Source organism: Microbispora sp. NPDC088329, assembly GCF_040685655.1.
In the GTDB taxonomy this organism is placed as follows: domain Bacteria; phylum Actinomycetota; class Actinomycetes; order Streptosporangiales; family Streptosporangiaceae; genus Microbispora.
Genome location: NZ_JBFBIP010000008.1, coordinates 65,697 through 79,593 on the forward strand (window position 1 = coordinate 65,697; position 13,897 = coordinate 79,593).

The window sequence follows — 13,897 nt, forward strand, 5'->3', positions numbered from 1 at the left end:
GTGGTCGGTTACAGTCGCACAGTGGCAGGCCTCGACCCCCGCGCCGTTCTCAGGGAGCGTCCGTCCATCGGCCTCATCGTGGGTCTGGTCGTCGCCGGAATCTGCGCCCTGGTGTCGTTCTCCTTCGACATCATCAACGGCGAGCCGGTCCAGTTCTTCATCGCGCTCGGGCTCGCCGTGGCCCCCGTGCCGCTGCTGCTCGCGGGCGTGCTCGCCCTCGACCGGATGGAGCCGGAGCCGCGCAGCAACCTGATCTTCGCGTTCGCCTGGGGCGCGGGCATCGCCGTCCTGCTCGCCGGCGTGCTCAACTCGCTCAACCTCGTCTACGTGGCCCATCAGCTGGGGGACACGACCAGCGCGCGCAACCTCGTCGCCACGTTCGGCGCCCCGCCCGTGGAGGAGACGGCCAAGGGGCTGGTCCTTCTCGGGCTGCTGTGGTTCCGGCGGCAGGAGCTGGACGGGCCCACCGACGGGATCATCTACGCCAGCATGGTCGGGCTCGGCTTCGCCATGTCGGAGAACGTCAGCTACTACCTGGCCGCCCTGGAGGAGAACGGCGCGCAGGGGCTGGCCGCCACGCTCGTGCTGCGGGCCGTGCTGTCGCCCTTCGCCCATCCGCTGTTCACCTCCCTGATCGGCATCGCGGTGGCGTACGCCGCGCAGCGCGGCGGTGCGGTGGGGGTCGTCGTCATCGTCATCGGGTGGATCGGCGCCATGCTGTTGCACGGCCTCTGGAACGGCTTCGCCTCCTTCGCCGGCCTCGGCGGGCTCGCCATCGCCTACCTGCTGCTGATGGTGCTGCTCGTCGTCGAGCTCATCGTGATCTTCCGGGACAGACGGCGGATCGTCGGCCTGATCCAGCACTATCTGCCGCCGTACGAGCGCAACGGGCTGATCAACCAGGCCGACATCTTCATGCTGTCGTCCCTGCGCCGGCGGCGGCAGGCCAGGGCGTGGGCCAAGGCACACGGAGGCAGAGCCGGGGCACGAGCCATGATCGACTATCAGGTCGCGTCCACCGAGCTCGGGCTGCTGCACGCCCGTGCGGCGCGGGGAGGGGTGGACGAGGAGACCTTCCGCGCCCAGCAGCGGTCGCTGGCGAACTTGATGGCCTACGCCCGGCTGTCGTTCCCGCTGCCCGAACGCCACCAGGCGAACGCCGCGCGAGGGGTGCCCCCGCCGGGATACGCCCCGGGGGCGCCGGCTCCGGGCCGATGGCCGGGCCACCCTCCTCAGCCGGGCGGACCCGGCTACGGGCCTCCGCCCGGGCCGTACGGGCACGGCCCGGCGCCCTCGGGGGACGGGCCGCAGGATCCGGGGCTGGGCAAGCCGTAGGCGCCGCCCGGCCGGAGGGCCGTGGCCGGAACCTGCCGCCGCCGTGAGGACGGTCAGAAGCGGACCGCCTCGACGAACCGGTGGAGAAGCGCGGGGTCGCCCGACGCCACGCTGCCTTCGGCCAGTGCCTGCTCGGGAGTCTTGGCGCCGGCGGGAGACGCGTCGCCGGGCTCGTCACCGGTTTCCTCTCCCGCCTCAGGGCGCGCCTGCGCCCGTCGCCGTAGGCTGACGTCGGCGCGAGGCCGTACGCGTCGGCCGGTGCCGGGGGCGTACGGACATCCCACGCACCGCCACACCCGCGCTCGGGGACCGTGGCCGCCGTCGGCCGGCCCGGACCGCGGCCCCGGCCGACTCAAGGAACGGAGTCGCCGTGTCAGGACCACTTGACGGTGTGCTCGTCGTCGACCTCACCCGCGCCCTCGCCGGGCCGCACGCCGCGATGATGCTGGGCGACCTCGGCGCCCGCGTCATCAAGGTGGAAAACCCCGGAAGCGGGGACGACACCCGCGGCTGGGGGCCGCCGTTCGTACAGCCCGAGACCGGCGACCGCGAGTCGACCTACTTCCTGTCGGCCAACCGCAACAAGGAGTCGATCGCCCTCGACCTCAAGGACGACGCCGACCGTGAGGTGCTCACGGGCCTGCTGCGCCGCGCCGACGTGCTGCTGGAGAACTTCCGGCCCGGCACGCTGGCCCGGCTCGGGTTCGGCACCGACGTCCTGGCCGAGCTGAACCCGCGGCTGGTCACGCTGTCGATCAGCGGCTTCGGGCACGACGGACCGGAGGGCGGCCGGGCGGGCTACGACCAGATCGCCCAGGGCGAGGCCGGGCTGATGTCCCTGACCGGGTCAGGGCCGGACGACCCGCAGCGCGTCGGGGTCCCCATCGGCGACCTCCTGGCCGGCATGTACGGCGCCTACGGCGTGCTTGCCGCGCTCATCGAAAGGGAACGCACCGGCCGCGGCCAGGTGGTGCGCACCTCGCTGCTCGCGGCGATCGTCGGTGTGCACGCCTTCCAGGGGACGGCGTGGACGGTCGCCGGCCGGGCCGGCCGGCCGCAGGGCAACCACCATCCGTCGATCGCGCCGTACGGGCTGTTCCGCTGCAAGGACGGATCGGTGCAGTTGTCGTGCGGCAGCGAGTCGCTGTGGCGCCGGCTCTGCGGTGAGTTCGGCCTGGACCCCGAGGCGCCGGGGATGGCGACCAACGGCGAGCGCGTGGGCAACCGGCAGCGGGTGATCGAGCTGATCGAGGACGCGTTCGCGGAGCATCCCGCCGAGGAACTGCTGGCCCGGCTGGCCGCGGCCGGCATCCCGGCCGGCAAGGTGCGCACGATCGATCAGGTCTACGCCTGGGAGCAGACCCTGTCGCAGGGGCTGCTCGTCGACGTCGAGCACGCCACCCTCGGCCGGCTGCGGCTGCCCGGCCCGCCGCTGCGCTTCTTCTCTCCCGGCCCGGACGGCGAGACGGAGACCACCCGCCGCGAGCACGCCGCGCCACCGGTGCTCGACGCCGACGGTCCCGCGATCCGGGCGGAGGTGGCCCGGAGCGCCGACGGCGTCCCCACGCCGCCTCAGGTGACCTGACGCAGCCCGCCGAGCCCGGGCCACCACGCCGCCGGCGACCGTGCCGGTCCCGGCTGGGCCGCTTGGCCCCGGCGGCCCGTACGTGTTTCAATCACTGTTGCGCGGTGGCCACATGATGGGTGGGCTCCAGGAGGGCGTGCGGCGATGCCGCATGCGTTCTTCTCGTACGACAGCCCCGACGGCGCGTCCTTTCGCGGAAGGCGTGCCCGCCCATCATGAGGAGAACCCCCTATGAGATCGCTGTCATTGAAATCCGGGCGCAGGCTCGCCGTCCTCGCCGCGGTGGCGGCCGTGCTCGCCGGTCTCGTCGCGGTCCTGACGCAGACCGCCGCCGAGGCGCACGGCGCCCTGCAGGCCCCTGCGAGCCGCACGTACGCGTGTTACACCGACGGCCTCACCGGCGGCCAGATCATCCCGAAGAACGCCGCCTGCAAGGACGCCGTGGCGGCGGGCGGCACCCAGCCGCTCTACGACTGGTACGGCGTGCTGCGCTCCGACGGGGGCGGCCGCACCCGGGGCTTCATCCCCGACGGCCAGCTCTGCAGCGGCGGTTTCAGCAAGTACGCCGCCTACGACGCGCCGAGGACCGACTGGCCGACCACCACGCTGAAGGCGAACAGCACCTACGACTTCGTCTACGGCGCGTGGGTGCCGCACCCCGGCGGCTTCAAGCTGTACGTCACCAAGGACGGCTACAACCCGACCAAGCCGCTGACCTGGGCGGACATGGAGGAGCAGCCGTTCCTCACGGCCGACCCCGAGCCCGCCGTCACCAACGGCGCCTACCGCTTCTCCGGCAAGCTGCCGAACAAGAGCGGCCGGCACGTCATCTACGCCGTGTGGTACCGGTCCGACAGCCAGGAGACCTTCTACGGCTGCTCGGATGTGAACTTCCTCAACGACGGCGTCTCGCCGAGCCCGTCGCCGCGCGTCTCGCCCGGCACGAACGACCCGTCGCCGACCCCCTCGCCCTCCCCGGCCGGGAACCCGGCGTGCACGGCCACGGTGAAGCTGACCAACACCTGGCAGGGCGGCTTCCAGGGCGAGGTCACGATCAAGAACACCGGTACGGGCCCGCTCAACGGCTGGTACGTCCAGTGGCAGATGTCGAACGGCGCGACGATCAGCCAGGCGTGGAACGGAACGTCGATGCAGAGCGGCCCGTTCGCGATGATCCACGCACCTGAGTGGAACTCCTCGCTGGCCCCGGGGGCCTCGGCCACGGCCGGGTTCCTCGGCGCCGGCTCGGCCACGCCGTCGATCAGCGACATCAGCTGCGGCTGACGCCGGTTCCCGCGGCGCAGGATCCGCGGGAGACGCCCGGGGGTGCCGCCAGGCGGCACCCCCGGGCGTTGCGCGATGGGTGGGCGGAGGAGGATCCGCCTCGTACCCGCGGTGCGATAGCCACTGTGGGTGTGGCCTCACCTCCCTCTGGGGTGGTGGGAGCGCTCCCACGTGGCCGGACCCTAACGCGCCGCGCCGTCACCGGCCAGCGGACCCGCCCCGGCCCGGCATGTCCGCCCAGCTCAGAGCGCGGCACACGATGAAAGTTTCGCCACGGCCGCTCGTCGCGCCTCCCGCCACGGCCGCCCGTCGCGCCCTCTCGGCGGCCGCTCGCCGCCGTCCCCGCCACGGTCCTGGAGGCGGGAGTCAGCCGGCCAGCGCGCGGTCGAGCGCGGTCTCGCGCCGGCCGAGGAACCGCGGCGAGGAGTGCAGGACCAGGCTGTCGACCAGGCCCTTGGCCGAGGCGGGGAACTCCCTGACGGCGTAGGCCATCGTCTCGACCGGCCAGTCGCGGCTCGAATCGTCACCGACGCCGAACGCGTCCAGCCCGGCCGTACGGCACAGCGCGACGGCACGGGCGAGATGGAACACCTGGGTCACGACGACGAGACGGGACGCACCGAAGATCGTCTTGGCCCGTACGCAGGAGTCCCACGTGTCGAACCCGGCGTAGTCCAGCACGATCTTCGCCGCCGGCACGCCCCGGGCGACCAGGTAGTCGCGCATGACCGAGGGCTCGTCGTAGTCCTTGCGGCTGTTGTCGCCGGACAGCAGCAGGGCCCGCACCCTGCCCGTGCGGTACAGCTCCGCGGCGATGTCGAGCCGGGCGCGCAGCATCGGGCTCGGCCGGCCGCCCAGGACGCCCGCGCCCAGCACGAGCGCGGCCGGCATCGCGGGCACCTCGGCGGTCCAGCGCGTGCCCGGCTCGGCCGTCACCCGGTGGGCGGCGCTGGTCAGCCAGACCCAGGTCATCGGCGTCAGCGGCAGCACGCTCAGGGCGACCAGGCACTGGAAACCCCTGCGCAGGGCCGTACGCGACCAGGTCCAGGGGCGGACGGCCCACGACAGGACGCCCTTGAGCGAGGAGGAGCCCGGCGATCCCTCCACCTGGGGTCACACCCCCGCGTGGTGGAGCTCCGGCTGCTCGGGAGCGAGGGCGGGCACCGGGCCCCGGGTCCGCAGCCGGAACACGACGCGCAGCGCGCAGACCCACACGAGCGTCGCTCCCAGCACGTGCAGGAGCACCAGGGCCGCGGGGACGGCCAGGAAGTACTGGACGTACCCGACCACGCCCTGGGACAGCTCCACTCCGAGCAGCACGAGCGCGCCGCGCCGGGCCCGGCCGGGGGAGCCGGTGACGTGGAGGGCGAACAGGAGGGCGAACGTCAGCCCGACGACGACGTAGGCGATGTCGGTGTGCAGCCGCACCACGCTCTGGATGTCGAAGCCGAAACGGGAGGCCGCCTCGTCTCCCGAGTGCGGCCCGGTGCCGGTCACCACCATCCCGGCCAGCAGCAGCGTGAGGGTGGCCGCGGCGAGCACGTATCCGAGCGTGCGGATGTCCCTGTGGACCACCCGCTCGGGAGGGGCGTCGCCCTCGCCGGCCCGGGCGAACAGCACGACGGCGGCGGCGATCATGCCGATGGACAGCAGGAAGTGGACGCTGACGGTCACCGGGTTGAGCATCGTGCGGACCACGACCCCGCCCCAGAGGGCCTGGACGACGACGCCGACCGGCTGCACCAGCGCGAGCCGCAGCAGGACCGGCCGGCCGCGTTCGCCCCGCGACAGCTTCCAGGCGGCGATCACACACGCGACCGCGACCGCGAGCACGAGGAACGCCAGCAGCCGGTTGCCGAACTCGATCGCCATGTTGACCGGCGCGTGCGTGTCGATCCTCGCGGGCACGAAGCTGTCCGGCGTGCAGCGGGGCCAGGTCGGGCAGCCGAGGCCGGAGCCGGTGACGCGGACGGCGGCGCCGGTGACGGTGATGCCGACGTTGACCACGATCGCCGCCAGGGCCCACCGCCGCATCGACTCGCCCGTCGGGGACATGAACGAGCGGTAGAAGGCGAGCAGCGTGCCGCGGATCCGGTCAGTCGTGGGATTCACGGAATTCATCGTAGGCGGCCCTGTGGGTGGTCCCCTCCCCGGCCCGCGCGCCGTACGCCTTGATCGTCACATCGGGACCGGCCGGTACGATCGGCCGTACGGAACCGAGGAGGGCGGTGGCCGGTCGATGGGCGGGGCGTGGGACGGACCGGGGGACCGCACGCGTGACGACCTCCGCGGGCCGGGCGGCGGAGCACGGCGAAACCTTCGCGAGCAGGTGGCGCAGGCGCTGCGCGACGCGCTGGTGGCCGGGGAGATGCGGCCCGGTGTCGTCTATTCGGCCCCCGCGCTGGCGGCCAGATTCGGGGTCTCCGCCACACCGGTGCGCGAGGCGATGCTCGATCTCGCCAAGGAGGGCCTGTTCGAGGCCCTGCGCAACAAGGGCTTCCGGGTCGCGGAGGTGTCCGAGCGCGACCTCGACGAGATCATCGAGATCAGGCGGCTGCTCGAGGTGCCCACGGTGGCCCGGCTCGCGCGGGAGCGCCGGGCCGTGGAGGCGGAGGAGCTGCGCCCGATCGCCGAGGAGATCGTCTCGGCCGCCGGGAGGGGCGATCTGCTCGCCTACGTCGCCGCCGACCAGAGGTTCCATCTCGGGCTGCTGGCCCTGTCGGGCAACGCCCGGCTGGTCGGGACCGTCAGGGACCTGCGGGCCCGGGCCCGGCTCTACGGCCTGCGCGGGCTGCCCGACGCCCGGATGCTGGCGGCCTCGGCGCGCGAGCACCTCGACCTCCTCGACGCCGTCGTACGCGGCGACGCCGGGGCGGTTGAGAGCCTGATGAACCACCATCTCCGGCATGTGCGGGCGATCTGGTCGGCCGGCCCGCCCCGGCCTGAGCGGTACGGCTCAGCCGCCGCCGGCGCGGGTGGCGCCGATGGAGGCGACGACCACGCAGCCGATCGCGGCCCACTCGCGGAGTTGGAGCACCTCGCCCAGGACGAACAGGCCGACGAGCGCGGCGGCGGCGGGCTCCAGGCTCATCAGGATGCCGAAGACCCGCTTGGGCATCCGGCGCAGGGCCTCGAGTTCCAGTGAGTAGGGGATGACCGAGGAGAGCAGACCGACCCCCGCGCCGATCAGCAGGATCTCGGGCCGCAGCAGGTCGCTCCCGCCCGCGGTGACGCCGATGGGCGCGACGACGACCGTGGACACGATCATGGCGAACGACAGCCCGCTCGCGCCGGGGAAGCGGGTGCCCGTGGCCGCGGAGAACACGATGTAGGCGGCCCAGCACGTTCCCGCCAGCGCCGCGAACCCGATGCCGACCCAGCTCGCGGCCCCCGCTCCTCCCCAGGGGGCGAGCAGGATCACGCCCGCGGCGGCCAGCGCCACCCACAGCAGGTCGAGCCGGCGGCGGGAGGACACCACGGCCAGGGTGAGCGGCCCGATGAACTCGATGGCCACCGCGATCCCGATCGGCAGCCGGGCGAGGGCCTCGTAGAACGACAGGTTCATCAGGCCGAGGCTGAGCCCGAACGCGATACCGACGGCGAGGTCGCGGCGCGACAGCCCGCGTACCTTGGGCCGGGCGACGGCCAGCAGCATGACGGCGCCGGTCGCGATGCGCAGGAAGACCACGGCCGAAGGAGGCAGCTGCGTGAACAGGTTCTTGGCCAGGCCCGCGCCCACCTGGACCGACAGGATGCCCAGCAGCACCAGCCCCGGCGGCGGTATCGCGTTCGACGCGGCCCGAAGCGCCCTGCCCGGCGACGGCCTCATTCGGTACGGCTCGGCCCCCGGAAGGGATTCAGCGGTCATGCCGGCGACCCCACAAATTGCCATTGATCACGAACAATGCCCGCAATCATATGCGTGGCCGTGAGATCTCCGGTGCGGGCCCCTGGCGTCACTTCGGGCGGCACCGTGCCATTCCCGGCGGCCCCGTGCCATTCCCAGGGGCCCCGTGTCACTCCCAGGGGCCCCGTGTCACTCCCAGCGGAACGTGCGGGCGGCCAGGGCGAGCGCGGCCACCGTCCAGCACAGCAGCACGAGCAGCGCGCCGCCGGGGAAGCCCCCGCCCGCGCTGAAGGCGGTCCGCAGGCCGGAGGTGAGCGCGCTGATCGGCAGCAGCCCGAGCACGTGCTGCACCCCGGCGGGGAACCTGTCCAGCGGGAACAGCACGCCGCCGAGCCCGAGCAGCACCAGGTAGACGAGGTTGGCCCCGGCCAGCGTGGCCTCGGCCCGCAGCGTGCCGGCCATGAGCAGGCCGAGGCCGCTGAAGGCCGCCGTGCCCAGCAGCAGGAGCGGCACGGCCCACAGCGGGTCGCCGTGCGGCGACCAGCCGAGCGCCAGCGCCACCACGACGATCACCACGACCTGCAACGCCTCCACGGCGACGACCGCGGCGGTCTTGGCCAGCAGCAGGCCGGTCCGCGACAGCGGGGTCGCGCCCAGGCGTTTGAGCACGCCGTACCTGCGCTCGAAGCCGGTGGCGATCGCCTGCCCGGTGAACGCGGTCGACATGACCGCCAGCGCGAGGATGCCGGGGGCGACGAAGTCGACGCGCGGGCCGCCGCCGACGTCAACCAGCGGGGCCGTGGAGAAACCGACGAGCAGCAGGATCGGGATGATCATCGTGAGCAGGAGCTGCTCGCCGTTGCGCAGCGTGGCCCGGATCTCCGCGCCCGCCTGGGCGAGGACCATCCGGCGCAGCGGCGCGGCCCCCGGCCGCGGCGTCAGGTCCAGCGTGGCGATCGTGCTCAACGCAGCTCCCTGCCGGTCAGTTCGAGGAAGACGTCCTCCAGCGTGCGCCGCTCGATGCGCAGGTCCTCGGTGGTCACGCCCTCGGTGGCGCACCAGGCGGTGACGGTCGCGAGCAGCTGCGGGCCGACCTGGCCCTCGATGATGTAGTGGCCCGAGGGCGACTCCTTGGCGGCGCTGCCCGGCGGCAGCGCCGCCAGCAGTTCCTCCAGGTCGAGACCCGGACGCGCGCGGAACCTGAGCTGGCGTTCCGCGCCGGTGAGCGACTCGGGCGTGCCCTCGGCCACCACCCGGCCGTGGTCGATGACCACGATGTGGTCGGAGAGCTTCTCGGCCTCGTCCATCTGGTGGGTGGTCAGCACCACCGACACTCCGGCGGCGCGCAGCGCGGCGACCAGGTCCCAGCAGGCGTGCCGGGCCTGCGGGTCGAGCCCGGCGGTCGGCTCGTCGAGGAAGACCAGTTCGGGCCGCCCGATCACCGCCGCCGCGAGCGACAGGCGCTGCTGCTGGCCGCCCGACAACCGCCGGTACGGCGTACGCGTGTGGCCGGTCAGGCCGAGCACGCGGAGCAGGGCGCCGGGGTCGAGCGGGTGGGCGTAGAACCGGGAGACCACCCGCAGCCACTCGCCCGCACGGGCGGCGGGAGGGACCCCACCGGTCTGCGGCATGATTCCCAGGCGCGGCCTGAGCGCGGGGTCGGCCGGGTCGAGGCCGAGCACGCGCACGGTCCCGCCGTCCGGCCGGCGGAAGCCCTCGCAGATCTCGATCGTGGAGGTCTTGCCGGCGCCGTTGGGCCCGAGGATCGCCGTCACGGCGCCCCGCGCGCAGGTGAGGGTCAGCCCGTCGACGGCGGTGGTGCTCCCGTAGCGCTTGACCAGCCCGTCGATCTCGACCGCGGGCGCGCCGTCGAGCGTGCCCTCAGGCGTGCTGCCAACCCCCGGCACTCCCACCGGCCTCCCCTCGCAGGATCGACCGCCAGAGCCGGCCGGACGCGGTCGCTCTGGTCAATCGCCGACGGCATCGAGTCTAGGGAGCGGCGAGCGCGCCCTCGTCGGCGAGTGCCGCTATTCCAGCCCATGGCGGTAAAGGATGCGGAAAACTGTCGTCAGGCCAGGTTAGGTAAGCCTTGCCTGCGTGAGAAATTGCATCCCCATCGACCTCACCTTGGGTTTGTCGCCAGGGAAGGAATTACGGCACACTGATGTTGTGAAATACGTGCAGGGGAAGCAGAACGCCGAGAAGGCCGTGGTGACGCGGCCCGTTCCGGCATCCCCTGCGCACAGGGACGTCGTCAACAAGGACATCGGTGCCGAGCGCGGGACCCGCGCCAGGGTGGCGCGGCTCATCCTGGAGCACGGCCCGGTGACCGCCGCCGCGCTCGGCGAGCGGCTCGGGCTGACGCCGGCCGCGGTGCGCCGTCACCTCGACGCGCTGCTGGCCGAAGGCATGATAGAACCCCGTACGGCCCGCCCGCGCGGCCAGCGAGGGCGCGGCAGGCCGGCGAAGATGTTCGCCATCACCGACGCGGGCCGCAGCGCCTTCGTCCACGCCTACGACGACCTCGCCGGCAGCGCGCTGCGCTTCCTGGCCGAGCGTCTGGGCGGCGAGGCGGTGTCGGAGTTCGCGCGGGCGCAGGTGTCCGGGCTGGTCGGCCGGCTCGAGGCGCTGATGCGCGAGGTTCCGGCCGACCAGCGGATCAGGGTGCTGGCCGAGGCGCTGTCCGCGGAGGGTTACGCGGCGTCGGCGTCCGCCACCGGCAAGGGCGGCGAGCAACTGTGCCAGCACCACTGCCCGGTCGCGCACGTCGCGGCACAGTTCCCGCAGCTGTGCGAGGCGGAGACCGAGGCGTTCGCCCGGCTGCTCGGCACCCCGGTGCAGCGGCTGGCCACGATCGCCAACGGCGACGGGGTCTGCACCACCCATGTGAGTTCACACGCGCTCGCCGCACGGCACGCGCGTGCCGATCTATCGACCGCAGATCTTTCGAGTACATCGACGAGCAAGGAGTCCGGAAGGTGACTGTCACCGACCGCCCGGAGCTGGAAGGCCTCGGGAATTACAAGTTCGGCTGGGCCGACACGGACGTGGCGGGGGCCACTGCCCGGCGTGGGCTGTCCGAAGAGGTCGTCCGCAACATCTCCGCGCTCAAGAACGAGCCGGAGTGGATGCTCGACCTGCGCCTCAAGGGCCTTCGGCTGTTCGAGAAGAAGCCGCTGCCGACCTGGGGCTCCGACCTCACGGGCATCGACTTCGACAACATCAAGTACTTCGTCCGCTCCACCGAGAAGCAGGCCGCCTCCTGGGACGAGCTGCCCCCGGACATCAAGAACACCTACGACAAGCTCGGCATCCCGGAGGCGGAGAAGCAGCGCCTCATCGCCGGCGTCGCCGCCCAGTACGAGTCCGAGGTCGTCTACCACAAGATCCGTGAGGACCTCGAGGAGAAGGGCGTCATCTTCGTCGACACCGACACCGGCCTGCGTGAGCACGAGGAGCTCTTCAAGGAGTACTTCGGCACGGTGATCCCGGTGGGCGACAACAAGTTCGCCGCGCTCAACACCGCCGTGTGGTCGGGCGGCTCGTTCATCTACGTGCCGCCGAACGTGAACGTCGAGATCCCGCTGCAGGCCTACTTCCGGATCAACACCGAGAACATGGGCCAGTTCGAGCGGACTCTGATCGTCGTGGACGAGAACTCCTACGTCCACTACGTCGAGGGCTGCACCGCGCCGATCTACTCGTCCGACTCGCTCCACTCGGCGGTCGTCGAGATCGTCGTGAAGAAGGGCGCCCGCTGCCGTTACACGACGATCCAGAACTGGTCGAACAACGTCTACAACCTGGTCACCAAGCGCGCCGTGGCGTACGAGGGCGCGACCATGGAGTGGATCGACGGCAACATCGGCTCCAAGGTCACGATGAAGTACCCGGCCGTCTACCTGATGGGCGAGCACGCCAAGGGCGAGACGCTGTCGGTCGCTTTCGCGGGCGAGGGCCAGCACCAGGACGCGGGTGCCAAGATGGTGCACCTCGCGCCCAAGACGTCCTCGACGATCATCTCCAAGTCCGTCGCGCGCGGCGGCGGCCGCACGTCCTACCGCGGCCTGGTGCAGATCGACGAGGGCGCGGCCGGCTCGGCCTCGACCGTCAAGTGCGACGCGCTGCTGGTCGACCAGATCAGCCGGTCCGACACCTACCCGTACGTCGACGTCCGCGAGGACGACGTGTCGATGGGCCACGAGGCCACGGTGTCCAAGGTGTCGGAGGACCAGCTGTTCTACCTGATGAGCCGCGGCCTCGGCGAGGACGAGGCGATGGCCATGATCGTGCGCGGCTTCGTCGAGCCGATCGCCCGCGAGCTGCCCATGGAATACGCCCTGGAGCTCAACCGACTGATCGAGCTGCAGATGGAAGGAGCGGTCGGCTGATGGGCCTGGAGACCAAACCGCTGTCGACGCTGCATGAGAAGGCGTCGTACGACGTGGCGGACTTCCCGGTGCCGACGGGCCGCGAGGAGGAGTGGCGCTTCACGCCGCTGTCGCGGCTGAAGGGGCTGCACAACGGCACCGCCGCCGTCACCGGCGGCGTCGTGGTGGACGTCGAGGCGGCGCCCGAGGTGCGCGTGGAGACCGTCGGCCGCGACGACGCCCGGCTCGGCAAGGCCTACACGCCGGCCGACCGGGTCAGCGCGCAGGCGTACTCGTCGTTCGAGAAGGCCACCGTCGTCACGGTGCCGAAGATGACGGCCGCCTCCCGGCCCACCGTGATCAACCTGCGGGGGTCCGGCGCCGGCGCAGCCGCGTACGGGCACATCCTCGTGTCCGTCGAGCCGATGGCCGAGGCCGTGCTGGTCCTGGACCACCGCGGCAGCGCCGTCTACGCCGACAACGTCGAGTTCGACGTGGCCGAGGGCGCGACGCTCAAGGTGGTCAGCCTGCAGGACTGGGACGACGACGCCGTGCACGTCTCCCACCACCACGCGCGGCTCGGCAAGGACGCGACGTTCCGCTCGTTCGTGGTCACCCTCGGCGGCGACCTCGTACGGCTGTCGCCCTCGGTGTCGTACACCGCCCCCGGCGGCGACGCCGACCTGACCGGGCTGTACTTCGTCGACGCGGGCCAGCACCTGGAGCACCGCCTGCTGGTGGACCACAGCGTGCCCAACTGCCGCAGCAACGTGACCTACAAGGGCGCGCTGCAGGGCGACGGCGCCCACGCGGTCTGGATCGGCGATGTGATCATCCGGGCCGAGGCCGAGGGCACCGACACCTACGAGTTGAACCGCAACCTCATCCTCACCGACGGCGCCCGCGCCGACTCGGTGCCGAACCTGGAGATCCTCACCGGCGAGGTCGCGGGAGCGGGACACGCGTCCGCCTCCGGCCGTCTCGACGACGAGCACATCTTCTACCTGCAGGCCCGCGGCATCCCGTTCGACGAGGCGCGCCGCCTGGTCATCCACGGCTTCTTCGCCCAGCTGCTGGAGAAGATCGAGGTGCCGGAGATCCGCGAGCGCGTCCTGTCCGCGGTCGAGGCGGAGCTGGCCCGATGAGCTCCGAGATCGCCCACTGGGAGAAGGTCTGCCAGGTCGGGGACATCCCCGACGGCGGCGTCATCGGCCTGGAGGTCGGTGAGACGCCCGTCGCTCTGGTCAGGACCGGCGGCGAGGTCTTCGCCCTGCACGACGTGTGCTCCCACGCCGAGGTGCGGCTCAGCGAGGGCGAGGTCTACGACCACACCCTGGAATGCTGGCTCCACGGCTCCTGTTTCGACCTGCGCAGCGGCAAGCCCACCGGGCCGCCCGCGACCAGGCCCGTCAACGTCTACCGTGTCAAGATCGAAGGCGACGACGTGTACGTCTCGCTCTCGAAGGAGTAAATACT

The 13,897-nt window shown here is 72.1% G+C and carries 13 protein-coding genes and 1 pseudogene; 8 read left to right on the top strand and 6 right to left on the bottom strand.

Features of this window, described 5'->3' with window-relative positions:
- Nucleotides 1–21 precede the first annotated feature (21 nt).
- Entirely contained in the window at nt 22–1,335 is a 1,314-nt protein-coding gene (locus AB0O28_RS17170) for a PrsW family intramembrane metalloprotease (protein ID WP_363641084.1), read from the top strand.
- A gap of 53 nt (nt 1,336–1,388) precedes the next feature.
- On the opposite strand, the gene AB0O28_RS17175 is transcribed toward AB0O28_RS17170, so the two are convergent.
- A complete protein-coding gene (locus AB0O28_RS17175; protein ID WP_363641086.1) occupies nt 1,389–1,619 on the bottom strand; it encodes a hypothetical protein in 231 nt (76 codons plus the stop codon).
- An 86-nt stretch (nt 1,620–1,705) separates the two neighbouring features.
- On the opposite strand from AB0O28_RS17175, the gene AB0O28_RS17180 reads away from it, so the two are divergent.
- Nucleotides 1,706–2,920, top strand: coding sequence for a CoA transferase (locus AB0O28_RS17180; RefSeq protein WP_363641088.1), 1,215 nt, complete (start codon nt 1,706–1,708; stop codon nt 2,918–2,920).
- Nucleotides 2,921–3,151: 231 nt separating this feature from the next.
- On the top strand, nt 3,152–4,204 hold the full coding sequence (locus AB0O28_RS17185) for a lytic polysaccharide monooxygenase (protein ID WP_363641090.1): 1,053 nt from the start codon (nt 3,152–3,154) through the stop codon (nt 4,202–4,204).
- A 366-nt stretch (nt 4,205–4,570) separates the two neighbouring features.
- On the opposite strand, the gene AB0O28_RS17190 is transcribed toward AB0O28_RS17185, so the two are convergent.
- Together AB0O28_RS17190 and AB0O28_RS17195 are read right to left on the bottom strand one after the other, a co-directional pair.
- Nucleotides 4,571–5,311 carry an ElyC/SanA/YdcF family protein gene (locus tag AB0O28_RS17190; protein WP_363641092.1) on the bottom strand — a complete coding sequence of 247 codons (741 nt, stop codon included), beginning with the start codon at nt 5,309–5,311 and terminating at the stop codon, nt 4,571–4,573.
- Between the two features lie 6 nt (nt 5,312–5,317).
- The gene (locus tag AB0O28_RS17195; protein ID WP_363641094.1) at nt 5,318–6,325 is read right to left on the bottom strand and encodes a COX15/CtaA family protein; all 1,008 of its coding nucleotides are present in this window, start codon (nt 6,323–6,325) and stop codon (nt 5,318–5,320) included.
- A gap of 118 nt (nt 6,326–6,443) precedes the next feature.
- Here AB0O28_RS17195 and AB0O28_RS17200 point away from each other — a divergent pair.
- A pseudogene (locus tag AB0O28_RS17200) lies at nt 6,444–7,097 on the top strand (GntR family transcriptional regulator); the annotation flags it as partial.
- Nucleotides 7,098–7,160: 63 nt separating this feature from the next.
- On the opposite strand, the gene AB0O28_RS17205 reads toward AB0O28_RS17200, so the two are convergent.
- The 3 genes from AB0O28_RS17205 to AB0O28_RS17215 all read right to left on the bottom strand — a co-directional run bounded on the left by AB0O28_RS17205 (nt 7,161) and on the right by AB0O28_RS17215 (nt 9,958).
- Nucleotides 7,161–8,072, bottom strand: coding sequence for an EamA family transporter (locus AB0O28_RS17205; protein ID WP_363641096.1), 912 nt, complete (start codon nt 8,070–8,072; stop codon nt 7,161–7,163).
- A gap of 168 nt (nt 8,073–8,240) precedes the next feature.
- Nucleotides 8,241–8,957: an ABC transporter permease gene (locus AB0O28_RS17210; protein ID WP_363641428.1), complete on the bottom strand. Its 717-nt coding sequence runs from the start codon at nt 8,955–8,957 to the stop codon at nt 8,241–8,243.
- A 56-nt stretch (nt 8,958–9,013) separates the two neighbouring features.
- Complete coding sequence (locus tag AB0O28_RS17215) at nt 9,014–9,958, bottom strand: ABC transporter ATP-binding protein (RefSeq protein ID WP_363641098.1); 945 nt, start codon at nt 9,956–9,958, stop codon at nt 9,014–9,016.
- A gap of 358 nt (nt 9,959–10,316) precedes the next feature.
- Between AB0O28_RS17215 and AB0O28_RS17220 the strand changes: the two genes are divergently transcribed.
- Genes AB0O28_RS17220 through AB0O28_RS17235 form a run of 4 tightly spaced genes read left to right on the top strand, consistent with a single transcriptional unit; the run spans nt 10,317 to nt 13,892 of the window.
- Nucleotides 10,317–11,033 (top strand): metalloregulator ArsR/SmtB family transcription factor, encoded by a 717-nt coding sequence (locus AB0O28_RS17220; RefSeq protein WP_363641430.1) that lies wholly within the window; start codon nt 10,317–10,319, stop codon nt 11,031–11,033.
- Complete coding sequence (gene sufB, locus AB0O28_RS17225; RefSeq protein ID WP_363641432.1) at nt 11,006–12,442, top strand: Fe-S cluster assembly protein SufB; 1,437 nt, start codon at nt 11,006–11,008, stop codon at nt 12,440–12,442. Before AB0O28_RS17220 ends, sufB begins: the two co-directional genes overlap by 28 nt.
- Nucleotides 12,442–13,566, top strand: coding sequence for a Fe-S cluster assembly protein SufD (gene sufD / locus AB0O28_RS17230; RefSeq protein WP_363641100.1), 1,125 nt, complete (start codon nt 12,442–12,444; stop codon nt 13,564–13,566). Before sufB ends, sufD begins: the two co-directional genes overlap by 1 nt.
- Nucleotides 13,563–13,892 carry a non-heme iron oxygenase ferredoxin subunit gene (locus AB0O28_RS17235; protein WP_346228942.1) on the top strand — a complete coding sequence of 110 codons (330 nt, stop codon included), beginning with the start codon at nt 13,563–13,565 and terminating at the stop codon, nt 13,890–13,892. Before sufD ends, AB0O28_RS17235 begins: the two co-directional genes overlap by 4 nt.
- The last annotated feature ends 5 nt before the right edge of the window (nt 13,893–13,897 follow it).